Source organism: Streptomyces sp. NPDC049040, assembly GCF_043197715.1.
In the GTDB taxonomy this organism is placed as follows: domain Bacteria; phylum Actinomycetota; class Actinomycetes; order Streptomycetales; family Streptomycetaceae; genus Actinacidiphila.
Window position 1 is genome coordinate 205,617 of sequence record NZ_JBICTO010000002.1, and the last position, 25,454, is coordinate 231,070.

General features: G+C 73.3%; 19 protein-coding genes. 5 read left to right on the forward strand and 14 right to left on the reverse strand.

Annotated features, from left to right (window positions below; all coding sequences use genetic code 11):
- Positions 1 to 132 precede the first annotated feature (132 nt).
- From glmS to ACGFMP_RS05860, 6 genes are all read right to left on the reverse strand, one after another.
- On the reverse strand, positions 133 to 1,947 hold the full coding sequence (glmS, locus tag ACGFMP_RS05835) for a glutamine--fructose-6-phosphate transaminase (isomerizing) (protein WP_393670528.1): 1,815 nt from the start codon (positions 1,945 to 1,947) through the stop codon (positions 133 to 135).
- A gap of 71 nt (positions 1,948 to 2,018) precedes the next feature.
- Positions 2,019 to 2,294 carry a hypothetical protein gene (locus tag ACGFMP_RS05840; RefSeq protein ID WP_033172782.1) on the reverse strand — a complete coding sequence of 92 codons (276 nt, stop codon included), beginning with the start codon at positions 2,292 to 2,294 and terminating at the stop codon, positions 2,019 to 2,021.
- A gap of 652 nt (positions 2,295 to 2,946) precedes the next feature.
- Positions 2,947 to 4,113 (reverse strand): acyl-CoA dehydrogenase family protein, encoded by a 1,167-nt coding sequence (locus tag ACGFMP_RS05845; RefSeq protein WP_393670529.1) that lies wholly within the window; start codon positions 4,111 to 4,113, stop codon positions 2,947 to 2,949.
- Between the two features lie 2 nt (positions 4,114 to 4,115).
- A complete protein-coding gene (locus ACGFMP_RS05850; protein WP_393670530.1) occupies positions 4,116 to 5,141 on the reverse strand; it encodes a hydroxymethylglutaryl-CoA lyase in 1,026 nt (341 codons plus the stop codon).
- A complete protein-coding gene (locus ACGFMP_RS05855; RefSeq protein WP_393670531.1) occupies positions 5,138 to 7,213 on the reverse strand; it encodes a biotin carboxylase N-terminal domain-containing protein in 2,076 nt (691 codons plus the stop codon). The genes ACGFMP_RS05850 and ACGFMP_RS05855 overlap by 4 nt, the downstream gene beginning before the upstream one ends.
- A 5-nt stretch (positions 7,214 to 7,218) precedes the next feature.
- Positions 7,219 to 8,847: a carboxyl transferase domain-containing protein gene (locus ACGFMP_RS05860; protein WP_393670533.1), complete on the reverse strand. Its 1,629-nt coding sequence runs from the start codon at positions 8,845 to 8,847 to the stop codon at positions 7,219 to 7,221.
- Positions 8,848 to 8,944: 97 nt separating this feature from the next.
- Between ACGFMP_RS05860 and ACGFMP_RS05865 the strand changes: the two genes are divergently transcribed.
- The 3 genes from ACGFMP_RS05865 (at position 8,945) to tesB (ending at position 11,656) form a co-directional block, all read left to right on the forward strand.
- Positions 8,945 to 9,556, forward strand: coding sequence for a TetR/AcrR family transcriptional regulator (locus tag ACGFMP_RS05865; protein ID WP_393670535.1), 612 nt, complete (start codon positions 8,945 to 8,947; stop codon positions 9,554 to 9,556).
- A gap of 61 nt (positions 9,557 to 9,617) precedes the next feature.
- The gene (locus ACGFMP_RS05870; protein ID WP_393670536.1) at positions 9,618 to 10,775 is read left to right on the forward strand and encodes an acyl-CoA dehydrogenase family protein; all 1,158 of its coding nucleotides are present in this window, start codon (positions 9,618 to 9,620) and stop codon (positions 10,773 to 10,775) included.
- A gap of 5 nt (positions 10,776 to 10,780) precedes the next feature.
- The gene (gene tesB, locus ACGFMP_RS05875) at positions 10,781 to 11,656 is read left to right on the forward strand and encodes an acyl-CoA thioesterase II (protein WP_393671336.1); all 876 of its coding nucleotides are present in this window, start codon (positions 10,781 to 10,783) and stop codon (positions 11,654 to 11,656) included.
- A 140-nt stretch (positions 11,657 to 11,796) separates the two neighbouring features.
- Here the strand turns inward: tesB and ACGFMP_RS05880 are convergent, their stop codons facing one another.
- From ACGFMP_RS05880 to ACGFMP_RS05890, 3 genes are all read right to left on the reverse strand, one after another.
- A complete protein-coding gene (locus ACGFMP_RS05880) occupies positions 11,797 to 12,999 on the reverse strand; it encodes a sensor histidine kinase (protein ID WP_393670538.1) in 1,203 nt (400 codons plus the stop codon).
- The gene (locus ACGFMP_RS05885) at positions 12,996 to 13,679 is read right to left on the reverse strand and encodes a response regulator (protein WP_393670539.1); all 684 of its coding nucleotides are present in this window, start codon (positions 13,677 to 13,679) and stop codon (positions 12,996 to 12,998) included. The genes ACGFMP_RS05880 and ACGFMP_RS05885 overlap by 4 nt, the downstream gene beginning before the upstream one ends.
- 85 nt (positions 13,680 to 13,764) lie before the next feature.
- The gene (locus ACGFMP_RS05890; RefSeq protein WP_393670541.1) at positions 13,765 to 14,568 is read right to left on the reverse strand and encodes a phosphatase; all 804 of its coding nucleotides are present in this window, start codon (positions 14,566 to 14,568) and stop codon (positions 13,765 to 13,767) included.
- 299 nt (positions 14,569 to 14,867) lie between these two features.
- Here ACGFMP_RS05890 and speB point away from each other — a divergent pair, with 299 nt between their 5' ends.
- Both speB and ACGFMP_RS05900 read left to right on the forward strand, forming a co-directional pair.
- Positions 14,868 to 15,827, forward strand: coding sequence for an agmatinase (gene speB, locus ACGFMP_RS05895; RefSeq protein ID WP_393670542.1), 960 nt, complete (start codon positions 14,868 to 14,870; stop codon positions 15,825 to 15,827).
- Positions 15,828 to 16,013: 186 nt separating this feature from the next.
- Positions 16,014 to 19,838 (forward strand): ABC transporter ATP-binding protein, encoded by a 3,825-nt coding sequence (locus tag ACGFMP_RS05900; protein WP_393671338.1) that lies wholly within the window; start codon positions 16,014 to 16,016, stop codon positions 19,836 to 19,838.
- 36 nt (positions 19,839 to 19,874) lie between these two features.
- Here the strand turns inward: ACGFMP_RS05900 and ACGFMP_RS05905 are convergent, their stop codons facing one another.
- The 5 genes from ACGFMP_RS05905 to ACGFMP_RS05925 all read right to left on the reverse strand — a co-directional run bounded on the left by ACGFMP_RS05905 (position 19,875) and on the right by ACGFMP_RS05925 (position 25,430).
- The gene (locus ACGFMP_RS05905; protein WP_393670543.1) at positions 19,875 to 21,695 is read right to left on the reverse strand and encodes a glycoside hydrolase family 3 protein; all 1,821 of its coding nucleotides are present in this window, start codon (positions 21,693 to 21,695) and stop codon (positions 19,875 to 19,877) included.
- Positions 21,696 to 21,853: 158 nt separating this feature from the next.
- Entirely contained in the window at positions 21,854 to 22,579 is a 726-nt protein-coding gene (locus ACGFMP_RS05910) for a hypothetical protein (RefSeq protein WP_393670545.1), read from the reverse strand.
- A 28-nt stretch (positions 22,580 to 22,607) separates the two neighbouring features.
- Complete coding sequence (locus ACGFMP_RS05915) at positions 22,608 to 23,510, reverse strand: LysR family transcriptional regulator (RefSeq protein ID WP_393670546.1); 903 nt, start codon at positions 23,508 to 23,510, stop codon at positions 22,608 to 22,610.
- Positions 23,511 to 23,621: 111 nt separating this feature from the next.
- Positions 23,622 to 24,419, reverse strand: coding sequence for a sugar phosphate isomerase/epimerase family protein (locus ACGFMP_RS05920; protein WP_393670548.1), 798 nt, complete (start codon positions 24,417 to 24,419; stop codon positions 23,622 to 23,624).
- Positions 24,420 to 24,509: 90 nt separating this feature from the next.
- On the reverse strand, positions 24,510 to 25,430 hold the full coding sequence (locus ACGFMP_RS05925) for a GNAT family N-acetyltransferase (RefSeq protein WP_393670549.1): 921 nt from the start codon (positions 25,428 to 25,430) through the stop codon (positions 24,510 to 24,512).
- Between the last annotated feature and the right edge of the window lie 24 nt (positions 25,431 to 25,454).

The window sequence follows — 25,454 nt, forward strand, 5'->3', positions numbered from 1 at the left end:
CGGCGGGGGGGGGCCGGGGGGGGGGGGGGGGGGGGGGGGGGCGGCGGGGGGGGGGGGGGCCCCGGCCCCCGCGGGGGGGGGGGGGGCGGCCCCCCCCCCCCCCCCCCACTCACACGTCCGCATGCCCCGCGGCTACTCCACCGTGACGGACTTCGCCAGGTTGCGCGGCTTGTCGATGTCCCGGCCCAGGGCCAGGGCGGTGTGGTACGCGAAGAGCTGGAGCGGGATGCCCAGCAGGATCGGGTCGAGCTCGTCCTCGTTCTTCGGCACCACGATGGTGTGGTCGGCCTTCTCCTGCTCCCGGTGCGCGACGGCCAGGATCCGGCCGCTGCGGGCCTTGATCTCCTCCAGGGCGGCGCGGTTCTTCTCCAGCAGGTCGTCGTCGGGCACGATGGCGACGGTCGGCATCGACGGGTCGATCAGCGCCAGCGGCCCGTGCTTGAGCTCGGAGGCCGGGTAGGCCTCGGCGTGGATGTAGCTGACCTCCTTGAGCTTCAGCGACGCCTCACGGGCCACCGGGTAGCCGCGCACCCGGCCGATGAAGAGCATCGAGCGCGCGTCCGCGTAGGCCTTGGCCAGCTGCTTGATCTCCGACTCGGTCTTGAGGATCTCCTCGATCTGGGCCGGCAGCCTGCGCAGGCCCTCGATGATCCGCTTGCCGTCGGTGACCGAGAGGTCGCGCACCCGGCCGAGGTGCAGCGCGAGCAGCGCGAAGGCGACCACGGTGTTGGTGAAGCACTTGGTGGACACCACGCACACCTCGGGGCCGGCGTGCACGTAGGTGCCGCCGTCCGCCTCCCGGGCGATGGCGGATCCCACGACGTTGACCACGCCCAGGACCCGGGCGCCCTTGCGCTTCAGTTCCTGAACGGCGGCCAGCACGTCGTAGGTCTCACCGGACTGCGACACGGCGACGTAGAGGGTGTCGGGGTCCACCACCGGGTTGCGGTAGCGGAATTCCGACGCGGGCTCCGCGTCGGCGGGGATGCGCGCCAGCTCCTCGATCAGCCCGGCGCCGATCTGGCCGGCGTGGTAGCTGGTGCCGCAGCCGAGGATCTTGATCCGGCGCACGCTGCGCGCCTCGCGCGCGTCCAGATTCAGGCCGCCCAGGTGCACGGTCGCGAAGCGGTCGTCGATCCGGCCGCGCAGCACCCGGTCCACCGCCTCGGCCTGCTCGAAGATCTCCTTGTGCATGTACGTGTCGTGGCCGCCCATGTCGTACGACTCGGCCTCCCACTCCACCGTGGTCGGCGTCGCCGTGGTCTGCGAGCCCTCGGTGGTGTACGTGCGGAAGTCGTCGGCCTTGAGGGTGGCCATCTCGCCGTCGCCGAGGGTGACGACCTGCCGGGTGTGGGCGACCAGCGCGGCGACGTCGGAGGCGACGAACATCTCCTTCTCGCCGATGCCCAGCACCACGGGGGAGCCGTTGCGGGCGACCACGATCCGGCCGGGGAAGTCCTGGTGCAGCACCGCGATGCCGTAGGTGCCCTCGACCGAGCGCAGCGCCTCGCTGACCTTCTTCTCCAGCGTCTCTGCGGCGGACCGGGCGATCAGGTGGGCCAGCACCTCGGTGTCGGTCTCCGAGGCGAAGACGATGCCCTCGGCGGACAGCCGGGTGCGCAGCTCCGAGGCGTTGTCGATGATCCCGTTGTGGACGACGGCGACCTTCCCCTCGCCGTCCAGGTGCGGGTGGGCGTTGATGTCGCTGGGCGCGCCGTGGGTGGCCCAGCGGGTGTGGGCGATGCCCGTGGTCCCGGAGAAGCGCTTCGGGATGCGCGACTCCAGCTCGCGTACCCGGCCCTTGGCCTTGACCGTACGCAGCTCGCCCGACTTGCCGGTGATGACGACGCCGGCCGAGTCGTAACCGCGGTACTCCAGCCGCTGCAAACCCTCGAGCAGCAGCGGCGCCACGTCGCGCTTGCCGATGTATCCGACGATTCCGCACATGTGCCGTTCGTCCCTCTCCGTCGCCCTGTATGCCTGCCCTGTGTGCTCTCCCGCGCCGACCGGCGCGGGTCTCAGCCGTAGACGATGCGGCGGAGCTGGCGCTGGGAGAGCGCGGCGGGGGCCACCGCCCGATGCGGCAGCTCCTCGCCGATCCGCTCGAAGATCTCCGCGTTGACCAGGCCTTTCGCCTGGAGCTCGCGGTGTCTGCGGCGGACGTACTCCTCGGTCGTCTCGTCGAAGTACGCCAGGACGTCCAGCACCACCCGGGACGCCTCGCCGCGGTGCAGCGGCGTGGTGCGCACCAGGTGGTCGATCAGGTCTTCGTAGGAGGTCCGGCGTTCGAGCACCCGTTGATACTCGTGTGATGATCTTCGCTTTGCAAGAATCCTGCCCGATTCCGGGCAGGACGGCAGGTCAAGAACGGCCAAAAGAGTGAAGCGAGCGGCGCCCGGGAGGGTCCGGCGGGGTGCCGGCCCCCGGCTCCGGGCCGGTCCGGCACGGTCCTGGGCTGGGACTCGGGCCGGGGTCCCGGGCCGAGCCCCGGTCGGGTCCACCGGGCCTCAGGCCGGTCCCGGGCCGGTACCCGGGCCGAGCCCCGGGTCGGGCCCCGGGCCGAGCCCTGGGTCGGGTCCCGGGCCGAGCCCTGGGTCGGGTCCCGGGCCGAGCCCCGGGTCGGGTCCAGGGCCGAGACCTGGGTCGGGGTCCCAGGTCGGGTCCAGGGCCGAGACCTGGGTCGGGGTCCCGGGTCGGGTCCAGGGCCGAGACCTGGGTCGGGGTCCCAGGTCGGGTCCAGGGCCGAGACTCGGGCCGGGTCAAGGGCTGGGACTCGGGTCGGGGTCCCGGGCCGAGCCCGGGTCGGGTCCACCGGGCCTCAGGCCGGTCCCGGGCCGGTACCCGGGCCGGGCCACAGGTCGGGTCCAGGGCCGGCCCACAGGCGGTCCCGGGCTGAGCCTCAGGCCGGGCCCGGCCGGTCCGCGGCCGGTTTTTGCGGGCCGGGTGTCAGCCGGCCAGTCCCAGCTCCCTCGCGATCAGCATCCGCTGCACCTCGCTCGTGCCCTCGCCGATCTCCAGGATCTTGGAGTCGCGCCACATCCGCGCGACCGGATACTCGTTCATGAAGCCGTAGCCGCCGTGGATCTGGGTGGCCTCCCTGGCATTGGTCACCGCGATCTCCGACGAGTACAGCTTCGCCAGCGCCGCCTCCTTCTTGAACGGCTCCCCGTGCATCAGCCGGGAGGCCGCGTCCCGCCACGCCAGCCGCGCCGTGTGCGCCCGCATCTCCATGTCGGCGATCTTGAACTGGATCGATTGGTTCGCCCCGATCGGCCGCCCGAAGGCCTCCCTGGTCCGCGCGTAGGCCAGCGACTCGTCCACGCAGCCCTGGGCCAGGCCGGTGGACAGCGCGGAGATCGCAATCCGCCCCTCATCCAGGATGCGCAGGAACTGCGCGTAGCCGCGGCCCTTCTCGCCGAGCAGATTCGCCGCGGGCACCCGGCAGTCGGTGAAGGACAGCTCCCTGGTGTCCGAGGCGTTCCACCCCACCTTGCTGTACTTCTTCGACACGGTGAAGCCGGGCGTGCCCGACGGCACGATGATCGACGAGATCAGCGGGCGCCCGTCGTCGGTGCGGCCGGTGACCGCCGTCACCGTGACCAGGCCGGTGATGTCGGTGCCCGAGTTGGTGATGAAGCACTTGGTCCCGTTGATCACCCACTCCCCGGCCGCCTCGTCCAGCCGCGCGGTGGTACGGGTGCCGCCCGCGTCGGAGCCGCAGTCCGGCTCCGTCAGCCCGAACGCCCCCAGCATCTCGCCGGAGCACAGCCGCGGCAGCCACTCCCGCTTCTGCTCCTCGGTGCCGAACCTGAACACCGGCATCGCTCCCAGCGACACCCCCGCCTCCAGCGTGATCGCCACCGAGGAGTCCACCCGGGCCAGCTCCTCGAGGACCAGGCACAGCGCGAAGGTATCACCGCCCATCCCGCCGTACTCCTCAGGGAAGGGCAGCCCGAACAGCCCCATCCGCCCCATCTCCCGGACGATCTCGTACGGGAACTCCTCCTGCTCGTAGAACTGGCCGATCTTCGGCGCGATCACATCCCGGGCGAACTCCGCGACGGTGCCGCGCAGCTCCTCGTACTCCTCGGACAGACGGTGGTCGATCGGCATGGCTACTGCTCCCGGTGGGTGAGGGCGCGGACGGTACGGGACGGGCTCGGCCGTCCCAACTGCTCCGCCATCCAGACGCTCGTGGCGCTGAGGCGGTCGAGATCGACCCCGGTGCTGATGCCGAGACCGTCCAGCATCCACACGAGGTCTTCGGTCGCGAGATTCCCCGTGGCGCTCCTGGCGTACGGGCAGCCGCCGAGACCGCCCGCCGAGGCGTCCACGACGGTGACGCCCCGCTGCAACGCGGCCAGCGTGTTGGACAGCGCCTGCCCGTAGGTGTCGTGGAAGTGCACGGCCAGCCGCTCCACCGGGATCCCGTCCCCTCTGGCCGGGGCGCGGCCGGTCAGCTCGTCAAGCAGCGCGGTGACCTGGCCGGGTGTCGCCACCCCGATGGTGTCGCCCAGGCTCAGCTCGGTGCAGCCCATCGCGTACAGCCGCCGGGCCACCGTCGCCACCTGCAGGATCGGCACCGGCCCCTCCCAGGGGTCGCCGAAGCACATCGACAGATAGCCGCGGACCGTCGCCCCGGCGGCCCTGGCCCGCTCCACCACCGGCTCGAACATCGCCAGCGACTCGTCCAGCGTCCGGTTGAGATTGGCCCGTGCGAAGGAACCGGTGGCGCTGCCGAAGACCGCGATCTCCCGCACCCCCAGATCGAGCGCCCGGTCCAGGCCCACCTCGTTGGGCACCAGTACCGGCAGCCGCACCGCCGGCCGTCCCGCGCCCGGTTCGGCGAGGTCGGCGAGCAGCGGCATCAGCTCTGCGGCGTCCGCCAGCTGCGGCACCCAGCGCGGGTGCACGAAGCTGGTCGCCTCGATCGTGGTCAGGCCCGCCTCGGCCAGCCGGTGGATGAACTCCGCCTTCACCGCGGTCGGCACGACCTGCTTCTCGTTCTGCAGGCCGTCCCGCGCCCCGACCTCGTGGATCCTGACCTGCCGCGGCAGCCCCTCCATCGGCACCGCCTTCGGCAAGCCCAGGCGCACCACTTCGGGCACCTCGGAGCTGCCGCCGTCCTCGATCGCGGTCATGACGCCTCCCCGGGGGCGCGGTCCGCGGCGGACTCCGCCCCGCCGCCGGGTGGTTCGGCCGGGGTGACCACGGCCAGCACCTGGTCCATCGCCACCGTCGAACCCGCGCCGACGTCGATCTCGGTCACCGTCCCGTCGTGCGGGGCGGTGATCACGTGCTCCATCTTCATCGCCTCCACCACCAGCAGGCTCTGCCCGGCGACCACTTCCTCGCCCTTGGCGACCTTCACCACGGTGACCGTGCCCGGCATCGGGGCGGTCAGCGCCCCGCCGCCGGCGCCCAGGGCGGCTCCGCGCAGGGCGGCCGCCACGGGGTCGTACGGCTGCACCCACCAGCTGTCGCCGTCCCGGCCCAGCCACTCGCCCGCCCGGAAGAAGGTGTGCACCCGGTCCCCGGTGCGCAGCCGCGCCCGCTGCCCGTCGACGGTGATCTCGGCCGGCCGTGCCGGGGCGTCGCCGATCCGCACCTCGCCCTGCCTGACCCGGACGGCCACCGGCTCATGGCCCGGCACCCGGAGGTGGTGCACGGTCCAGGCCGGCTCACCGCCGAGCCGCCAGCCGCTGGGCACGGAGAACGGGTCGGTCCAGCCGTCGGGCCCCGCCGCGGGGGCGAGCGCCGCGTGCCGCAGCAGCGCCGCGGCCGCGTAGACCTCATCGGGCACGCCGTCCGGCACCAGTGCGGCGGCCTCCCGCTCGATCAGTCCGGTGTCCAGCTCGCCCGCGGCCACCGCCGGGTGCCCGAGCAGCCGCCGCAGGAAGCCGGTGTTGGTGTCGAGTCCCAGCACCACGGTCTCCGCCAGCGCGGACCGCAGCCGCCGCAGCGCGGTGGCCCGGTCGGGGCCGTACGCGATCACCTTGGCCAGCATCGGGTCGTAGGCGGTGCCGACCTCGGTACCCGCGAGCAGGCCGGAGTCCACCCGCACTCCCGGCCGCCCCGCCGGTTCGTGCAGGGCCAGCACCGGCCCCGCCGAGGGCAGGAAGTCGACCCGCCCGTCGGCGGGCCGCGCGGTCTCGGCGCAGATCCGTGCCTCGACCGCGTGCCCGGTGAGTGTGACGTCCTGCTGGCCGAAGTCCAGCTGCTCGCCGGCGGCCACCCGCAACTGCCAGGCGACCAGGTCGAGCCCGGTGACCAGCTCGGTGACCGGGTGCTCGACCTGGAGCCGGGTGTTCATCTCCATGAAGAAGTACGCCGACGGGTCGGCCCCCGGCACGATGAACTCCACCGTCCCCGCGCCGGTGTAGCCGCAGGACCTGGCGGCCTGCACCGCCGCCTCGCCCATCGCCGCCCTGGTCCGCGGGTCCAGCAGGACCGACGGCGCCTCCTCGATCACCTTCTGGTGCCGCCGCTGCAGCGAGCACTCCCGCTCGCCCAGGTGCACCACATGGCCGTGGGCGTCGGCCAGCACCTGGATCTCGATGTGCCGCGGCCGGTCGATCCAGCGCTCGACCAGCAGCGTGTCGTCGCCGAACGACCCCAGGGCCTCGCGCCGGGCCGCGGCGATCTCCTCGGTGAGGGCCGCCGCCTCCCGCACCAGCCGCATGCCCTTGCCGCCGCCGCCCGCCGACGGCTTGAGCAGCACCGGCAGGCCGATCTCGCGTGCGGCCTCGGCGAGTTCACCGTCGGTCAGTCCGCTGCCGCTGCTTCCCGGCACCACGGGCACCCCGGCGGCCTTCACCGTCTCCTTGGCCCGGATCTTGTCGCCCATCAGCTCGATCGCGTCGGCGGGCGGTCCGATGAAGACCAGCCCCGCCTTCGCGCAGGCGGCGGCGAATCCCGCGTTCTCCGCGAGGAAGCCGTAGCCGGGGTGGACGGCCCCGGCGCCGACGGCTTCCGCGGCCCGCACCAGGTCGGCGGCGGACAGATAACTCCCCACCCGCACCGCGGTGTCGGCCTCCCGTACGTGCCGGGCGCCGGCGTCCGCCTCCGTGAAGGCGGCGGCCGAGCGCACGCCCAGCTCGCGCAGGGTGCGGATGATCCGGACGGCGATCTCGCCGCGGTTGGCGACCAGGACGGTGTCGAAGGGGGCGGTGCCGGCCGGGCCGGCCGCGGGGGAATTGCTCGTGGTCGTCATCGCTCTCACATCCGGAAGACGCCGTAGCCGGGCGCGGCGGGATCGGCGGCGGGCAGCGGGGCGTTGGCACAGGCGGTCAGCGCCAGGCCCAACACGGTCCGGGTCTCCAGCGGGTCGATCACACCGTCGTCCCAGAGCCTGGCGGTGGCGTAGTAGGCGTTGCCCTGGGTCTCGTACTGCTCGCGGACCGGCCGTCTGAAGGCCTCCTCCGCCTCCTCGCTCCACTCCTCGCCGGCTGCCGCGAGCTGGTCGCGCTTGACGGTGGCCAGCACCGAGGCCGCCTGCTCGCCGCCCATGACCGAGATCTTGGCGTTGGGCCACATCCACAGGAACCGCGGGCTGTACGCCCGGCCGCACATCGAGTAGTTGCCCGCCCCGTAGGACCCGCCGATCACCACGGTGAGCTTGGGCACCCGGGCGCACGCCACCGCGGTGACCATCTTGGCGCCGTGCTTGGCGATGCCGCCCGCCTCGTACTGCCGGCCGACCATGAATCCCGAGATGTTCTGCAGGAACAGCAGCGGGATGCCGCGCTGGTCGCACAACTCGATGAAGTGCGCGCCCTTGAGGGCCGACTCGGCGAACAGGATGCCGTTGTTCGCCACGATCCCCACCGGGTGGCCCTGCACATGGGCGAAGCCGGTGACCAGCGTCGTGCCGTACTCCGCCTTGAACTCGGCGAACCGGCTGCCGTCGACCAGCCGGGCGATCACCTCGCGCACGTCGTAGGGGGTGCGGGAGTCGACGGGCACCGCGCCGTAGAGCCCGGCCGGGTCGACGGCGGGGGCCTCGGCCGGCCGCAGGGTCCACGGCGGGGCGCCGCGGGCGGGCAGGGTGGCGACGATGTCCCGGACGATGGCGAGGGCGTGCGCGTCGTCCTCCGCGAGGTGGTCGGTGACCCCGGAGACCCGGGAGTGCAGCTCGCCCCCGCCCAGCTCCTCCGCGGTGACCACCTCTCCCGTGGCGGCCTTCACCAGCGGCGGTCCGCCGAGGAAGATCGTGCCCTGGTCGCGCACGATGACCGCCTCGTCGCTCATCGCCGGGACGTAGGCGCCGCCCGCGGTGCACGAGCCGAGCACGGCGGCGATCTGCGGGATGCCGCGGGCGGACATGGTGGCCTGGTTGTAGAAGATCCGGCCGAAGTGCTCGCGGTCGGGGAAGACCTCGTCCTGGCGCGGCAGGAAGGCGCCGCCGGAGTCGACCAGATAGACGCACGGCAGCCGGTTGTCGAGGGCGACCTCCTGCGCGCGCAGGTGCTTCTTCACCGTCATGGGGTAATAGGTGCCGCCCTTGACGGTGGCGTCGTTGGCGACCACGACCACCTCGCGCCCGGCGACCCGGCCGATACCGGCGATGACCCCGGCCGCCGGCGCCTGCCCCTCGTACATCCCGTCCGCGGCCAGCGGCGCGAGTTCCAGGAAGGGGGATCCGGGGTCGAGCAGCCCGTCCACCCGGTCCCTGGGCAGCAGCTTCCCGCGCGCGGTGTGGCGGGCTCTGGCCCGCTCGCCGCCGCCGAGGCGTGCGGCGGCGAGCTTGTCGCGCAGATCCGCGGTGAGCGCGGTGTGTGCCTTGGTGTTGACGCGAAATGCCTCCGACGCCGGATCTGCGGCGCTGGACAGGGTGGGTGCTGCCACGGTTCGGCCCCCGGTGGTGCGAGTGAGGATGTTAGCGAGCGTTAACCTGATGACGCCACGTTAACGCTCGCTAACAGGATTGTCTAGACTCGACCTCATGAACGCGACGAACGCGGCGGTCAGCCGGCGCGACCAGATCCTCAGGGAGGCCGCACGGCTGTTCGCCGAGCGCGGCTTCCACGGTGTGGGAGTGGACGAGATAGGCGCTGCGGTCGGCATCAGCGGCCCGGGCCTCTACCGCCACTTCGCGGGCAAGGACGCCATGCTCGCCGAGTTGCTGGTCGGCATCAGCGGCCGGCTGCTGACCGCGGGCAGGCGGCGGGTGGCGGAGGCCGCCGGGCCCCGTGAGGCGCTGGACGCGCTGATCCGCGGCCACATCGACTTCGCGATCGACGACCGGCCGCTGATCACCCTGCACGACCGCGAGCTCGACCGGCTGCGCGAGTCGGACCGCAAGCTGGTCCGCCAGCTCCAGCGGCAGTATGTGGAGGAGTGGGTGGCCGTGGTCGGCCGGGTCCACCCCGACGCCACCGAGCGTGAGGTGCGGGCCGCCGTGCACGGGGTCTTCGGCCTGCTGAACTCGACCCCGCACCTGGGTGCCCAGTCCAGCCTGCCGGGCCGCCGGGAGATGTCGGAGCTGCTGCGCAGGCTCGCCCTCGGCGCCCTGACCGCTCTGGACAGCACCGCCGACTGGCGGGTAACTTACTGAGCGCTTGCTTATCACCTGAGAGCAGCCCGGTCAGTCACCACTCGCCGACGGGAGGCGCGCTGTGCGTCGTACGGTGTTCAACGAGGACCACGAAGCGTTCCGCGAGACGATACGCGCCTTCATCGAGGCCGAGGTCGTCCCCGTCTACGACGAGTGGCTCGCCGCCGGCCAGGCCCCGCGTGACTTCTACCACAAGCTCGGCGAGCTGGGCGTCTTCGGCATCGAGGTGCCCGAGGAGTTCGGCGGCGCCGGCGAGGAGAGCTTCAAGTTCCAGGCCGTCATCAGCGAGGAGTGCGCCCGCGCCGGGGTGAGCTTCGGCGGCAGCAGCGTGCACACCGGCCTGTGCCTGCCCTACGTCATGGCCTATGCCACCGACGAGCAGAAGAAGCGCTGGCTGCCCGGCTTCGCCAGCGGCGAGACGATGTTCGCCATAGCCATGACCGAGCCGGGCACCGGCTCCGACCTGGCCGGCATGAAGACCACCGCCAAGCTCTCCGCCGACGGCACCCACTACGTGCTCAACGGCGCCAAGACCTTCATCACCGGCGGTGTGCACGCCGACCGCGTCATCGTCTGCGCCCGCACCGCGCCGGCCCTCGAAGACGACCGCAGGGCCGGCATCTCGCTCTTCGTCGTCGACACGAAGTCCGAGGGCTACGTGGTGGGCCGCAAGCTGGACAAGCTCGGCCTCAAGACCTCGGACACCGCCGAACTCTCCTTCTCCGACGTGAAGGTGCCGCTGGACGACCTCCTCGGCGAGGAGGGCAAGGGCTTCTCCTACCTGGGCCAGAACCTCCCCCAGGAGCGGCTGGCCATCGCGGTCGGCGCCTACGCGCAGGCCTCCGCCGCGATCCGGTTCGCCCAGGCCTACGTCCAGGAGCGCACCGTCTTCGGCAAGACGGTCGCGTCCTTCCAGAACACCAAGTTCGAGCTGGCCGCCTGCAAGGCGGAGGTGGACGCGGCCGAGGCGGTCGTCGACCGCGCGCTCGACGCCCACGACCGGCGGGAGCTCACCGCCGCGGACGCCGCGTCGGCGAAGCTGTTCTGCACCGAGGTCGCCGCCCGGGTGATCGACCGCTGCCTGCAGCTGCACGGTGGATACGGTTACATGAACGAGTACCCGATCGCGCGCCTGTACGCCGACAACCGCGTCAACCGCATCTACGGCGGCACCAGCGAGGTCATGAAGTCGATCATCGCCAAGTCGATGGGCCTGTGAGCGAACTGAACGAGCCCCTTGAAGCCCTGCTCGCCCTGCTCGACCTGGAGCGGATCGAGCAGGACATCTTCCGCGGAGTGAGCCGCACGGCGGTCGTCCCGCGGGTGTTCGGCGGCCAGGTCGCCGCGCAGGCTCTGGTCGCCGCCGGCCGGACGGTCCCCGAGGAGCGCGGCGCGCACTCGCTGCACGCGTACTTCCTGCGTCCGGGCGACCCCGGCGCGCCGATCGTCTACCAGGTCGACCGCATCCGCGACGGCCGCTCCTTCACCACCCGGCGGGTGGTGGCCGTCCAGCACGGCCAGCCGATCTTCCACCTCTCCGCGTCGTTCCAGACGGCGGAGGAGGGCCTTGAGCACCAGGAGCCGATGCCGCAGGCACCCGACCCGGAAACGCTGCCGGAGGCCGCTGAGCTGCTGCCGGCCCACGCGGACAAGTTCCCCGACCCCCGGGTGATCGACCGGCTGCTCGAAGCCCGCGCCGCGGTCGACCTGCGCTACGTCGAGGACCCGCCCTTCCTGACCGCGGGCGTCCCGCGCGAACCGCGCTCGCAGGTGTGGTTCCGCACCCGCGGCAAGCTCGCCGACGACCCGCTGCTGCACGTCTGCCTGGCCACCTACGTGTCGGACATGACGCTGCTCGACTCGGTGCTGCTCGCCCACGGCCGCGGCGGCTGGGCGGTCGGCGACGTGGTCGGCGCGAGCCTCGACCACGCCATGTGGTTCCACCGGCCCTTCCGCGCCGACGAGTGGCTGCTCTACGACCAGCAGAGCCCGTCCGCCTCCGGAGGGCGCGGACTGGGCACGGCCCGCATCTACACCCAGGACGGCCGGCTGGCCGTGTCGGTGATCCAGGAGGGACTGATCCGCGTCCCGCGGACCTGACGTCCCGCGGACCTGATGTCAAGGTCCGCGACCCCGGGTACGGGCGGCGCGTCCGGGCCCTGCGCGGCCCCGACGACCCGGGCCGGCCGCAGCCCTGGCGTTCCGGTTCCGGCCCGCGGATTCGACGGGCCCGGGGGACCTCAGCCCGTCTCGGCTGGCGGGCCGACCGGCAGCCTGGCACGTACCAGGAAACCCCCTGAGGAGGCCGGCAGCGCGTCGAAGTCGCCGCCGAGCTGGACCGCCCGCTCGCGGAGCCCGGCCAGCCCGTGGCCGCCGGACGGCAGTGCGGACGGGGGCGCCTGCCCGCCCGGGCCGTTGCGGACCTCGACCAGCAGCACGCCGTCCGACCGCCTCACCAGCACCCGGGTCCGTGCTCCCGGTGCGTGCTTGCGCACGTTGGTCAGCGCTTCCTGCACGATGCGATAGGCCGCGTGCTGCACCTCGGCGGGCGGCGCGTCGCCGTCCGCCGCCCCGGCGAGCTCGCCGTGCGTGCGCGGACCGGCCGCGGCGACCAGCGCCGGAATGCCGGCGAGCCCGGGACCGGCTGCCAGATCCTGCCCGTCGGCCACCGGCAGCCGCAGCAGGCCGACCATGCGCCGCAGCTCGTCCAGCGCGTCCCGGCTCAGCTCCCGTACGGCGCCCGCCGCCGCCTGGGCCCGCGGGCCCTCCGCCGTCACCTCGAGCGCCCCTGACTGCACCGCGATCAGGCTGAGGTGGTGGGCCACCGTGTCGTGCATCTCGCGGGCCAACCTGGTCCGCTCCCGTACGACCGCCTGCTCCGCCGCGAGCGACCGCTCCCGCTCCCTGCTGGCCGCCAGCTCGTCGAGCCGCCCCGCCAGCTCGCGCCGGGAGGACGCCAGCAGCCCGAGCGCGGTCGGGGCGACGGCCAGCAGCGCGGACAGCATCACCGCGAGGATGGTGTCGGACAGCGCCCAGCCGACCGGGTCGCGGAAGGGCCACGGGATGAAGCTCACCACCCCCGCGACCAGCGCGCAGCCGCCGATCAGCGCCGACCGCGCGGGCACCGCCCCGAACGGCAGCCACCGCTCCGGGCCGGTCCCTTCCGGTGCCGTCCGCGGCCCCCGCGCCGGCAGCCGCCCCGGACGGCCGGCCGAGATCTCGTAGAGCGTGCCCATCGGGGAGAACCAGATGTAGCCGAGCGCCAGTGCGGGCAGCGTCGTCGCGAAGGCCGTCAGCGGGAAGCGGTGCCGCGCCGGCAGCGCCGCCGTCCCCAGGCAGGCGAAGAAGAGCGCGACGGGCCCGCCGAAGGACCGGGTGGCCCACACCTCGGTCGCGGACAGGGCGAGCAGTGCGGTGTCGGGGGCCGCGGCGCGGAGCCTCACGGGAGCTCCGGCGGACGGACGAGGCCCGCCTGGTGGGCGATCACGGCGGCCGAGACCCGGTTGGGCGCGCCGAGCTTGCGCAGCACCGACCTGACATGGTCCTTCACGGTGCCCACGGATATCCGCAGCTCGTCCGCGATGCCGGCGTTCGGCCGGCTCGTCGCGAGCAGCCGCAGCACCTCGCGCTCGCGGTCGGTGAGGGCGCCGACCGCGGCGTCCACCGCGCCGCCTGCGGGAGGCGGCGCGGTGGACGGTGCCGCCTTGCCGAGGAAGCCCTCCACCACCGCCCGGCCCACCGCCGGGGTGAAGACGGTGCCGCCCGAGGCGAGGACGCGCACCGCGTCGATCAGCGTCCCCACGGCGGTGTCCTTGAGCAGGAAGCCGCTCGCCCCCGCCGCCATCGCGGCCCGCAGGTGCGCGCTGGTGTCGAAAGCGGTCAGCATGGCCACGACCGGCGGGTCGTCGAGCGCCCGCAGCGCCCGCAGCACGCTCAGGCCGTCGTCCGGCTCCGGCATCACGGCGTCCAGCAGCACCAGGTCGGGGCGGACCGCCGCCACCGCCGCCAGCGCCTGGCGACCGTCACACTCCGCGACGACGCGGATGTCGCCCGAGGCTTCGAGGATGCTCCGCAGGGCGGCTCTGACCAGCGCTTCGTCGTCGACGATCGCTACCTGGACCACTGTGCCGCCCGCCTTCCTCGACCTCGTTCACTGATCGTAACCAGGGATCGGGGACACGTCAGGTCCGCGCGGGCGGCGGGGAAGGTCAGGCGGGCTGCCGGAGGCCGGCCGCGGCCAGCAGGTAGGCCGTCATCGGCGCGTAGTGGTGTGGCGGCACGTTGTCGTCGAGCGGCACGGTCACCAGCAGGCTGCCTTCCGCCTCGCCCACGAAGAGCGCCGGGTCGTTGCAGTCGGCGAAGCCGACCGTGTCGATGCCGCGCCCACCGGCGTATCCGGCCCAGCCGTGGTCGGCGACCACCAGGTCCGGCGGCGCCTGGCCGTCGCGTTCGAGCGCCGCCAGGATCTCCCGCATCGGGTCGGGCGAGTGGGTGTGCACCAGGCCGCCGGCCCGGTGCAGCATCGAGACCGAGGCGAGGTGCCGGATCTCGCCGCCGTCGGCGTAGAGGTGGTCGGCCGGGGTGACCAGCGTGCAGCCCGCCGCCCGCAGCGCGGCGGCCAGCGCGTGGTGCACGGCGTAGAGGCCCGCGGGGTGCCCGGTCGCGAACAGCACCCGGGAGCGGTTCTCCACCGCCTTGTGCAGCACCACGGCCATCCGGTCGAGGGCGTCCAGCGTCAGTTCGGGGTCTATCGTGTCCTGCCCGCTGCGGTGACCCGGGTCGGCCACCACGCCGCAGCGCTCCGCCATCAGGTCGAGGACGGCCGCCCGGTCCGTCCAGCGGCCGCCGAGGTCGAGTCCGAACCAGTAGTAGCGGTTGCCCTCCGCCAGTTCGCGGTAGTGGTCGAGGTTGTTCTCCCGGCTGGTGGCGACGTCCCCGGCGATCCGGGTGCGTATCAGGTGGGAGGCGAGGGCGCGGCGCGTGGGCGCGGCAGCGGCAGGATCCTTGGGCATGGGGACATTGTCCCGCTCCGGCGCCCCCACGTGCGACGTCCCGCGGATCGACGCCGAGGCGTAATAGACCATGCCGATGTGCGGAAACGTACATTTCGGGGACTTACGGCACCGGCGTAGCGTCGGCCCGACCCGTGCCGCCCGCACCCGGCGGGCAGCGCGCACCCGGCGCGCGGCGGTGAGCGGGCGGCCGACACCCGCACGCCGGGCACCGGTCCCGCAGAAGGTCCCGCAGAAGGCCTTTCGGAAGGCCACGCAGACCACGCAGGCCACGCAGACCACGCAGAAAGGCAGCCACCATGAGCAGCGCAGAGCCGCGCGGCCCCGTCGACTCCTCGCGCATCCCGCGCTACGCGGGTCCCGCGACCTTCGCCCGTCTGCCCCGACTCGACGAGGTCGGCAGCGCCGACGTCGCCGTGGTGGGCGTCCCCTTCGACAGCGGGGTGTCCTACCGGCCCGGCGCCCGCTTCGGCGGCAACGCGATCCGCGAGGCCTCCCGGCTGCTGCGGCCCTACAACCCCGCGCAGGACGCGTCCCCCTTCGCGCTCGCCCAGGTCGCGGACGCCGGCGACATCGCCGCCAACCCCTTCGACATCGGCGAGGCGGTCGAGACCATCCAGGCGGCGGCCGACGACCTGCTCGGCACCGGGGCGCGGCTGATGACGCTCGGCGGCGACCACACGATCGCGCTGCCGCTGCTGCGCGCGGTCGCCCGCAGGCACGGCCCGGTGGCGCTGCTCCACTTCGACGCGCACCTGGACACCTGGGACACCTACTTCGGCGCCGCCTACACGCACGGGACGCCCTTCCGCCGTGCCGTCGAGGAGGGCATCCTCGACACCTCCGCGCTGTCGCACGTCGGCACCCGCGGCCCGCTGTACGGGCGCAAGGACCTGGACGACGACGAGCGGATGGGCTTCGGCATCGTGACCTCCGCCGACGTCATGCGCCGCGGGGTGGACGAGGTCGTCCAGCAGCTCGCCGAGCGGATCGGCGACCGCCCGCTCTACGTCTCCGTCGACATCGACGTCCTCGACCCGGCCCACGCGCCGGGGACCGGCACCCCCGAGGCGGGCGGCCTCACCTCCCGCGAGCTGCTGGAGATCCTGCGCGGCCTGGCCGGCTGCCGGCTGGTCTCCGCCGATGTCGTGGAGGTCGCCCCGGCCTACGACCACGCCGAGATCACCTCGGTCGCCGCCTCCCACACCGCCTACGAGCTCACCACGATCATGGCCCGGCAGATCGCCGAGGCCCGCTGAGCACGGGGCGACGCTGCCGAATCACCCGAAGGGATTACGACCAAGGTCGCACTTGTGTGCGACCTTGGTCGTTGGTTTGTTGCAGGAGGATGAAACGTGCAGCCTGGCGCGTTGCAGCGTCGGAGTGAGGGACCGGATGTGGGCGGACGGCAGAGGATGGGGTGGGAGGACCGCGTGACGACGGCGATGCCGGTGACGGCGGCGAAGGACGGCCAGGAGCAGGGGTGGCTCCGGCGGCTGGCAGGCTACTGCTGGCGGTACAGACGCAATGTGCTGCTCGCGCTCGGCGCCTCGCTCGCCGGCATGGCGGTCACCGCGCTGGTGCCGCTGGTCCCCAAGCTGATCATCGACGACGTCATCGTCAAGCACGACAAGCCGCTCATGCCCTGGGCGATCGCGCTGGTTGCCGCCGCGGTGGTGGTCTACGCGCTGACGTACCTGCGCCGCTACTACGGCGGACGGCTCGCCTTGGACGTCCAGCACGACCTGCGCAACGAGATGTTCGGTACGATCCTGCGGCTCGACGGCCGCCGGCAGGACGAGCTGAGCACAGGGCAGGTCGTCGGCCGCGCCACCAGCGACCTCCAGCTGATCCAGGGGCTTCTCTTCATGCTCCCCATGGTCATCGGCAATCTGCTGCTCTTCCTGCTCTCGCTCGTCGTCATGCTGATGCTCTCGCCGCTGCTCACCCTGGTCGCACTTGCCGTCGCGCCCGCGCTGTGGTTCATCGCCAACCGCTCCCGCCTGCGGCTCTTCCCCGCGACCTGGTACGCGCAGGGGCAGGCGGCCGCCGTCGCCGGGATCGTCGACGGGTCCGTCACCGGCGTGCGGGTGGTCAAGGGCTTCGGCCAGGAGCAGCAGGAGATGGGCAAGCTGGCCACCGTCAGCCGCAAGCTCTTCGCCGGCCGGCTGCGTACGGTCCGGCTCAGTGCCCGCTACACCCCGGCCCTCCAGGCGGTGCCGTCACTCGGGCAGATCGGCATGCTCGCGCTCGGCGGCTGGATGGCCGCTCGCGGCCAGATCACCCTGGGCACCTTCGTCGCCTTCTCCACCTACCTCGCACAGCTCACAGGGCCGGTGCGGATGCTCGCCATGATGCTGACCGTCGGCCAGCAGGCCAGGGCCGGCGTCGAGCGCGTCTTCGAGCTGATCGACACCGAGCCGACCCTGGAGGAGGGCACCAAGGCACTCCCCGCGGACGCCCCCGCCACCGTCGAGTTCGACCACGTCACCTTCGGCTACAGCAAGGAGCGCCCCGTCCTGCGGGGCTTCGACCTGACCGTCGCGCCCGGCGAGACCGTCGCGGTCGTCGGCTCGTCAGGCTCGGGCAAGTCCACCGTCTCGCTGCTGCTGCCCCGGCTGTACGACGTCACCGGCGGCGCCGTCCTGCTCGGCGGCACCGACGTGCGGGAGCTGACCTTCGACTCCCTGCGGTCGGCCATCGGCATGGTGCCGGAGGAGAGCTTCCTGTTCTCTGACACGGTGCGCGCCAACATCGCCTACGGGCACCCGGAGGCGACAGAGGAGCAGATCGTCGCCGCCACCCGCGCCGCCCAGGCGCACGGCTTCATCACCGACCTGCCCGACGGCTACGACACGGTGGTCGGCGAGCAGGGCCTCACCCTGTCCGGCGGCCAGCGGCAGCGGGTCGCGCTCGCCCGGGCCATCCTCACCGACCCCCGGCTGCTGCTGCTCGACGACGCGACCTCGGCGATCGACGCCCGGGTCGAGGCCGAGATATTCGACGCCCTGCGCGAGGTCATGCGCGGCCGTACGACGCTGCTCATCGCCCACCGCCGCTCCACCCTGGCGCTCGCCGACCGCATCGCCGTCCTCGACGCCGGGCGGCTGTCCGACATCGGCACGCACGACGAACTCCAGGAGCGCAGCGCCCTCTACCGCGCCCTGCTGACCGACCCGGACGCGCTCGGCGCCGACGTGGTCGAGATCGACCCGGCAGGCGTCGCGGCCCGCGCCGGCGAGCCCGCCGTGACAGCGGACCGTCCGGCCGCGGACCAGGACGCCGCCCCCGCGGGCGGCATCACCCCCGAGCTGTGGCCGGCCGACCGCCGTAAGGGGACCGGTGCCGCGGACGGCGCCCAGGCCGCCGGAGCGGCAGCCGCGCCCCGGCCCGCCGGCGGGCCGGGAGCCATGGCGGGCGCGCTGGCGGGCATGCCCGCCACCCCGGATCTGCTCGCCAAGGTGGCCGCGCTGCCGCCCGCGGACGACACCCCGCAGATCGACGAGGAGCGCGCGCGGCAGGCGGACCACACCTTCGGCCTGCGCAGCCTGCTGCGCGGCTTCCGCTCCCCGCTGCTGCTGAGCCTGCTGCTGGTCGCGGTCGACGCCCTCGCAGGGCTGCTGCTGCCGGTGCTCATCAGGCACGGCATCGACGCCGGTGTCAGGCGCCAGGCGCTGGGCGCGGTCTGGGCGGCGTCGCTGCTCGGCCTGGCCCTGGTGCTGACGCAGTGGGCCGCGGAGTGGGGCTCCACCCTGCTCACCGGGCGCACCGGTGAACGCGTGCTGTACACCCTGCGGGTCAAGATATTCGCGCACCTGCACCGGCTCGGCCTCGACTACTACGAGCGCGAGCTGACCGGCCGCATCATGACCCGGATGACCACCGACGTGGACGCGCTGTCCACGTTCCTGCAGACCGGACTGGTCACCGCGCTGGTCAGCGTGCTCACCTTCGGCGGCATCCTGGTGGCGCTGCTGGCCATCGACGTCGAGCTTGCCCTGGTGGTCTTCGCCACCCTGCCCGTCCTGATCGTCGGCACCTGGGTCTTCCGCCGCAAGTCGGTGCGGGCCTACGAACTCGCCAGGGAACGGGTCGCGGTCGTCAACGCCGACCTCCAGGAGCATGTCGCCGGGCTGCGCGTCGTGCAGGCCTTCCGCGGCCAGCGGCGCGGCGCCGAGCGCTTCGCCCAGCGCAGCGACGACTACCGCAGCGCCCGGGTGCGCGGGCAGTTCCTGATCTCGGTCTACTTCCCGTTCGTGCAGCTGCTGTCCAGCGTGGCCGCCGCCCTCGTGCTGATCATCGGCGCGCACCGGGTGAGCGCGGGGACGCTGACCGCGGGCGCCCTGGTGGCGTATCTGCTCTACATCGACCTGTTCTTCTCGCCCGTGCAGCAGCTTTCGCAGGTCTTCGACGGCTACCAGCAGGCCTCGGTCTCGCTCGGCCGGATCCGGGAACTGCTGCGCGAGCCCACCACCACACCGGCCGCCGCCACGCCCCGGCCGGTCGGGCCGCTGCGCGGCGAGGTCGTCTTCCGCGACCTGCACTTCCGCTACGGCGGCCCGCAGGCCGACGGCACGGAGGCGCTGGCCGGCATCTCCCTGCGGATCCCCGCGGGCCAGACCGTGGCCTTCGTCGGCGAGACGGGCGCGGGCAAGTCCACCCTGGTGAAGATGGTCGCCCGGTTCTACGACCCGACCGACGGCGCGGTGCTGGTGGACGGCGACGACATCCGCGAACTCGACCTGACCGGCTACCGGCAGCGGCTCGGCGTCGTCCCCCAGGAGCCGTACCTCTTCGCCGGCACCGTCCGCGACGCCATCGCCTACGGCAGGGCCGACGCGACCGACGCCGAGGTGGAGGCCGCGGCCCGGGCGGTGGGCGCGCACGCGATGATCGCGACCCTGGAGGGCGGTTATCTGCACGAGGTGGCCGAGCGCGGCCGGAACCTGTCCGCGGGGCAGCGGCAGCTGATCGCGCTGGCCCGCGCCGAACTGGTCGACCCGGCGATCCTGCTGCTCGACGAGGCCACCGCGGCGCTCGACCTGGCGACCGAGGCACTGGTCAACCAGGCGGCCGACCGGCTCGCGACGCGCCGCACCACCCTGGTGGTCGCGCACCGCCTGAGCACCGCGGCCCGCGCCGACCGGGTCGTGGTCCTCGACCATGGACGGGTCGTCGAGGACGGTGACCACGAGGCGCTGCTGGCCCGCGACGGGCGCTACGCCGAACTGTGGCGCACCTTCACCGGCGAGGTGCGGGCGGCGGCCTGACGCGCCGCCGGCCCGCACCCGCGGGTCGGCCGGCCGTCAGTAGCGCAGGCCGTAACCGATCGGGTAGAGCGCCGTGGCCGGGTCGTCGGCGCGCGGGACGGCGACCGGCAGCCTGCCCGTCGGCGACGTCTTCCCGGCGATCACCCGGGCCGCGGCGCGCATCGAGACGTCGGTCCAGCCGTAGGTGGCGAGCGAGGCGCCCACCGGCGGCAGGGCGGCGATGTCGTAGGGATTGCGGATGGCGACCGTCACGACCGGGACCGACGCCGCGGTCAAGGCGGTGACCAGGGCGATCTGCGAGGACGACGCCGACGTCACGTTGTAGGTGCAGACGATCACCGCGTCCTTGCCCGCGGCCGCGGCCACCGCCTGGTCGATCACCGCCCGGGTGGGCGCGGTGCCGGTGGACAGCGCCTGCGCCGGGTGGCCGAGGTCGGTGAGGGCCTTGGCCAGCACGCCGGTCGGCGGACCTCCGGTGCCCGAGGGCGCCGCGGGATCGGCGCCGACGACCAGCAGATTCCGGTGCGAGCGGCGGGGGAGCGGCAGCGCGTGCCCGTCGTTGGCGAGCAGGGTGATGCCGCGGTCGGTGATCCGGTCGGCGGTCGCGAGGTGCGAGCGCGTACCGACCGCGCGGTCGACACCGGCGTGGGTGACATAGGGGTTGCGGAACAGGCCCTTGCGGAATTTCAGCGCGAGGATCCGCTCCAGCGACACCGCGATGCGCTCCTCGGTCAGCTCGCCCGAGGCCACGGCGTCCAGCACGCCCTGGTAGGCCACGCCCAGCAGCGGCGGGTTGAGCAGCTGGTCGACGCCCGCCTTGAGCGCGAGCACCGGCACCCGGTCGTCGCCGTACTTCTCCCGCACGCCCGCCATGTCGAGCGCGTCGGTGACCACCACACCGTCGTAGCCGAGCTGTTCCCGCAGCACCCCGGTGAGGATGGGGTACGAGAGCGTCGCCGGGTCGCCGGAGTCGTCAAGGGCCGGTACGAGGATGTGCGCGGTCATGATCGAGTCGATGCCGGCCGCGATCGCCGCACGGAAGGGCGGGGCGTCGACGGTCTGCCACTGCTCGAGCGAGTGGGTGATGATCGGCAGTGAGAAGTGGCTGTCGGTGCCGGTGTCGCCGTGTCCGGGGAAGTGCTTGGCGGTGGAGGCGATTCCGGCGCTCTGGTAGCCCTTGACCTGTGCGGCGGCCAGCGCGGCGACCGCTTCGGGGTCGGCGCCGAAGGAGCGGACGCCGATCACCGGGTTGCCGGGGTTGATGTTGACGTCGGAGACGGGGGAGTAGTTCTGGTTGACGCCCATGGCGCCGAGTTCGGTGCCGATCACCCGGGCGGCCGTCCGCGCGTCGGCGGGACTGCCGTCGGCGCCGAGTGCCATGCCGCCGCCGAAGAGGGTGGCAGGGGCGCCGATCCTGGCGACCGCGCCCTGCTCCTGGTCGGTGGAGATCAGCAGCGGCACGGGTGTGCCGTGTGAGAGCGCGGCTCGCTGGATGCCGTTCGAGAGGTCGGCGATCTGGTGCGGGTTCTGCGTGTTGTGGGCCCACGCGAAGTAGATGATGCCGCCGACGTGGTAGGTCGCGAGGAGTTCCGCGGCGTCGGAGACGCCGATCTCCTTCTGGTTGGCGGCGACGTCCGCGGGGTCGGGGTCGGTCGCCGACGCCCCGTAGATCCGCATCACGAACAGCTGGCCGACCTTCTCCTCCAGGGTCATCCGCTGGATGATCGCGCGAATCCTGCGGCGGTCCGCGCCGCTCAGGGCGGATCCGGCGGCGGCGGAGGGTGCCGCGGTGGCCATGACGACGGAGCCGGCCGCGGCTGCGGAGATGACACTGCGGCGGGATGGGTGGTGGTGCAAGACGGACTCCTTCTGGGCGGAGGAGAGTGCACGCGGCTGAAACTAATTTCCAGATGTACACGGATAGCGTGGAAGTTTTCGCCAGTCAATGGCCTGGTCGAACCTCCGCGTGAGCACCGCAGCGGTGCCGGCGGCCCCCGGCCCGCCCCGACGGCCCGTCAGCCGAAGACGGGCTGGGCCGGAATGCGCTCCCTGGCCACCTGGAAGACCACGGACATCCGGAAGGCCACCAGGCACTCCGGCGGCGGCTCGGGCTGGCTGACCCGCAGTTCGAGCCGGTTCCCCGACACGGCGAGCGCCGCCCCGGTGGCAGCGCTGCACCCGGTCGTCGTGGTCCAGCCGACCAGCAGCCGCCGTGTGAAGTCCGTGCTCCGCCCCGCCGCCACGATCCGCGCCTCGGCCTGCGGGTCCTGTGCCGCGAACGCCGCCGCGTACCGGTCGACCTCCGCCCGGTCGTGCAGCACCTGGTGACCGTCCGCCGGGCCCCGCGGCGCCGCGGAGAAGTAGACCACTCGGTCGGCGGCCGTCCCGCCGCCGGCCGCCGGGCTGCCGGAGGGGGTCGCCGAGGGCGCAGCGGAGGCCGACGTCGCAGGCGGGGCCGGGAGGGAGGCCGAGGCCGGAACCGAGGTCAGGGTCGAACCGGGTACCGCATCCACCCCGCCGGGGCCCGACCCGCCACCGCACGCGGTGGCCGGCAGAGCGAGCGCCGCGGCGAGCGCCATCCCGGAAACCGCCCTGCGTACCGCCGTCTTCAGCACCATGCCGATGGGACGGGCGACAGGCCGTACCGGTTCCGTACGGGGGCGGCGCGGCGGGCGGTGCGGGTCGTGGGCCGGCGGCGTGACGTCCCCGCGGCCGCGGTCTGTGGGGTGTGCTGGGCGCATGCCCCGATCATGCGGTGCCGGGGGCCCTTCAGCCCGCAGCAGGCCAGTGGGCCCGCAGCGTGTCCACCGCCACCCCGATGGACGGCCTCCGCGACGCACCCGCCCGCCACAGCGCGTACAGCCGCCGTACGGGCGCCGGTTCGAGCCGCAGCACCCGGACCCCCGCCGGCGTCTCACCACGGCCCAGCCTCGGCACCAGCGCGATGCCGAGCCCCGCCTCCACCAGTGCCATCTGGGTGCGGTACTCGCCGACCTGGTACGCCATGTCGGGTTCCGTCCCGGCCTCGCGCAGCGTCCGCACCAGCCAGTCGTGGCAGACCGAGCCGGGCGGCTGGCAGATCCACCGCTCCCGCGCCACGTCCGACCGCAGCAGGCCGTCCCGTTCCGCCAGCCGGTGGCCCGAGGGCACCAGCACATCGCACCTGTCGTCACCGATGACCGCGCGCTCCACGCCCTCGGGCGCGGGGAGCGGGGCGATGTCCCAGTCGTGCGCCACCGCCAGGTCCACCACCCCGCGCGCCACCAGATCCACCGACAGATGGGCGTCCACCTCGACGAGCCGCAGGTCGAGCGACGGATGCTTGGCCGCGAGCTCCGCCAGGACAGGTGGCAGCAGCCCGCAGGCCGCGGTCGGGAACGCCGCCACCGTCAGCCGGCCGGACGGCCTGCCCCGCTGCTCCTCGAGTGCCACCTCCGCCCGCTCCACGATGGACAGCAGCTGCTCGGCCGTCGAGACCAGCAACTGCGCGGCGTCGGTGAGCGCCACCCCGCGGCCCTGGCGTTCGAGCAGCACCGTGTGCGTCTCCCGCTCCAGCTTCGAGATCTGCTGCGACACCGCGGAAGGCGTGTAGCCGAGCGCCGTCGCGGCGGCGCCGATGGAGCCGTGGGTGTGCACGGCGTGCAGCGCCTTCAGGCGCCCCAGATCGAGCATGCGTCCCTCCTTCGCCGCTGCGCTCCCGACCGCAGTCCCTTCCTGGCCTTCCGCCCGGGGTGTCCGGCCTGATCGGCCCGGCCGGCCTGATCCGTCCCGCGGCCCGCCCGGTCAGGCGGACTCGGCGAGCAGCCGCGCCAGATGCTCCCGCGCCGCCCCCAGCAGCCCCGGCAGCTCGGCGGCCTGCGGATACCACCGCTTCTCGTACTCCCAGCACAGCCAGCCGTCCCAGTCGGCCCGGCTGAGCACCTCGACGGTCTCCGCCAGCGGCAGCACCCCCGCACCCAGCGGCAGCGGAGTGGTGTCGGCGGCCGAGGCGATGTCCTTGACCTGGAGGTAGCCGAGGTAGGGCGCCAGCACCGGATAGGTCTCCGACGGCTGCTCCCCGGCGAGCCAGGTGTGCATGACGTCCCAGAGCGCACCGGCCCCGATGTGCCCCACCGTGCCCAGCACCCGTGCCACGTCGGCGCCGCCGCGGTGCGAGTCGTGGGTCTCCAGCAGCACGCGCACCCCCAGGTCCTCCGCGACCGGCGCTGCGGCGGCGAGCCGCCGTGCGGCCAGCGCGTCCGCCTCTTCGACGGCGAGGCCGCCCCCGCCAGGGAAGACCCGGACGAAGGAGGCCCCCAGGTCGTGGGCCAGCGTCATCGCGGCGCCGATCTCTTCGAGCACCGGATCGTCGTCACCGGCCGCGGCCACCTCGGCGTAGGCGGCGACGGTGAGGATCTCGACCCCCGCCTTTCCGAACTCCTCCGCCACGCCCGCGCGTTCGTCCGGGGACAGGCCGGTGTGCACCGGCCCCTCCGGGCTCGCGCGCAGCTCGACGCCGTGGAAGCCGTTGTCCGCCGCGAGCCGGGCCACCTGGCCGACGGGCAGTTCGGGAACACCGAGGGTGGAGAAGGCGAGTCTCATTCGCCGGACACTAGGCACCCGATCCGACCTGGTCAACCGTGATCCATTCGACACTCCGCCCCGCGTCGGGCCCGGCATGCGGCCCGCCGGCTACAGCACCAGGCGCCAGTCCTGCCCCACGAGATCCTTGCCGAAGCTGTGGTGCGGGTGCCGTGCGACCAGTTCGAAACCCGCCCGCTGGTAGAGCGACCGGGCATCGGCGAGGACGTCGTTGGTCCACAGCACGAGTTCGGTGTAACCCGCCGAACGGGCGAAGGCTATGCACGCCTCGACCAGCCGCCTGCCTATGCCGTGCCCGCGCGCCGCCGGGTCGACCAGCAACAGCCGCAGCCGCGCGGTGCCGGGCGCCTCGTCACGCACGCAGAAGACGCAGCCTGCCCGGAGCCCGTCGAACTCCGCTATCCACACGGCCTCCAGCTCCGGATCGAAGGTGGCGGCGAAATCCGCGACGATCCGCGCGACCAGTGCCTCGTACCCCTCGTCCCAGCCGAACTCCTCCGCGTAGACCGCCGCATTGCGCTCCACGGTCCAGCCCAGGTCGCCAGGACGCGGCCCGCGCAAGCTGACGCGCTCCGCGGCGGGCTCCGGCCTGTCCTCGCGCAGTATGTCCTGCACCGTCCGCATGGCCTCGGTCAGCCGCGGCCGGTCGTCCGGCGCTATCCGGCCGACGAGCGACCCCACGGCCTCCTCCGACCGCTCCTCCAGCAGGCTCGCGGCCTCCCGCCCACGCGCCGTCAGCTCTATCCGCTGCCGCCTCGCGTCCTGCTCGGACGGTCCCCTGGTGACGAGCTGCTGCTCCTCGAACCTGGCGAGCATCCGGCTCAGATGCCCGGCGTCGATCGACAGCTCGACCCGCAGGTCGGCCGCGTCCGTACGGTGCCCGTGCGCCAGCTCGTACAGCACCCGCGCCTCGGTGAGCGTGAACGGTGTGTGCAGGTGGCGGCTGTAGTCGAGTGCCCCGATGAGGTTGGTGTAGAAGCGGTTGAACTCGCGGATCTGCCTGACGGCCATGACTGTCCCCCGTTCTGCCGTGCG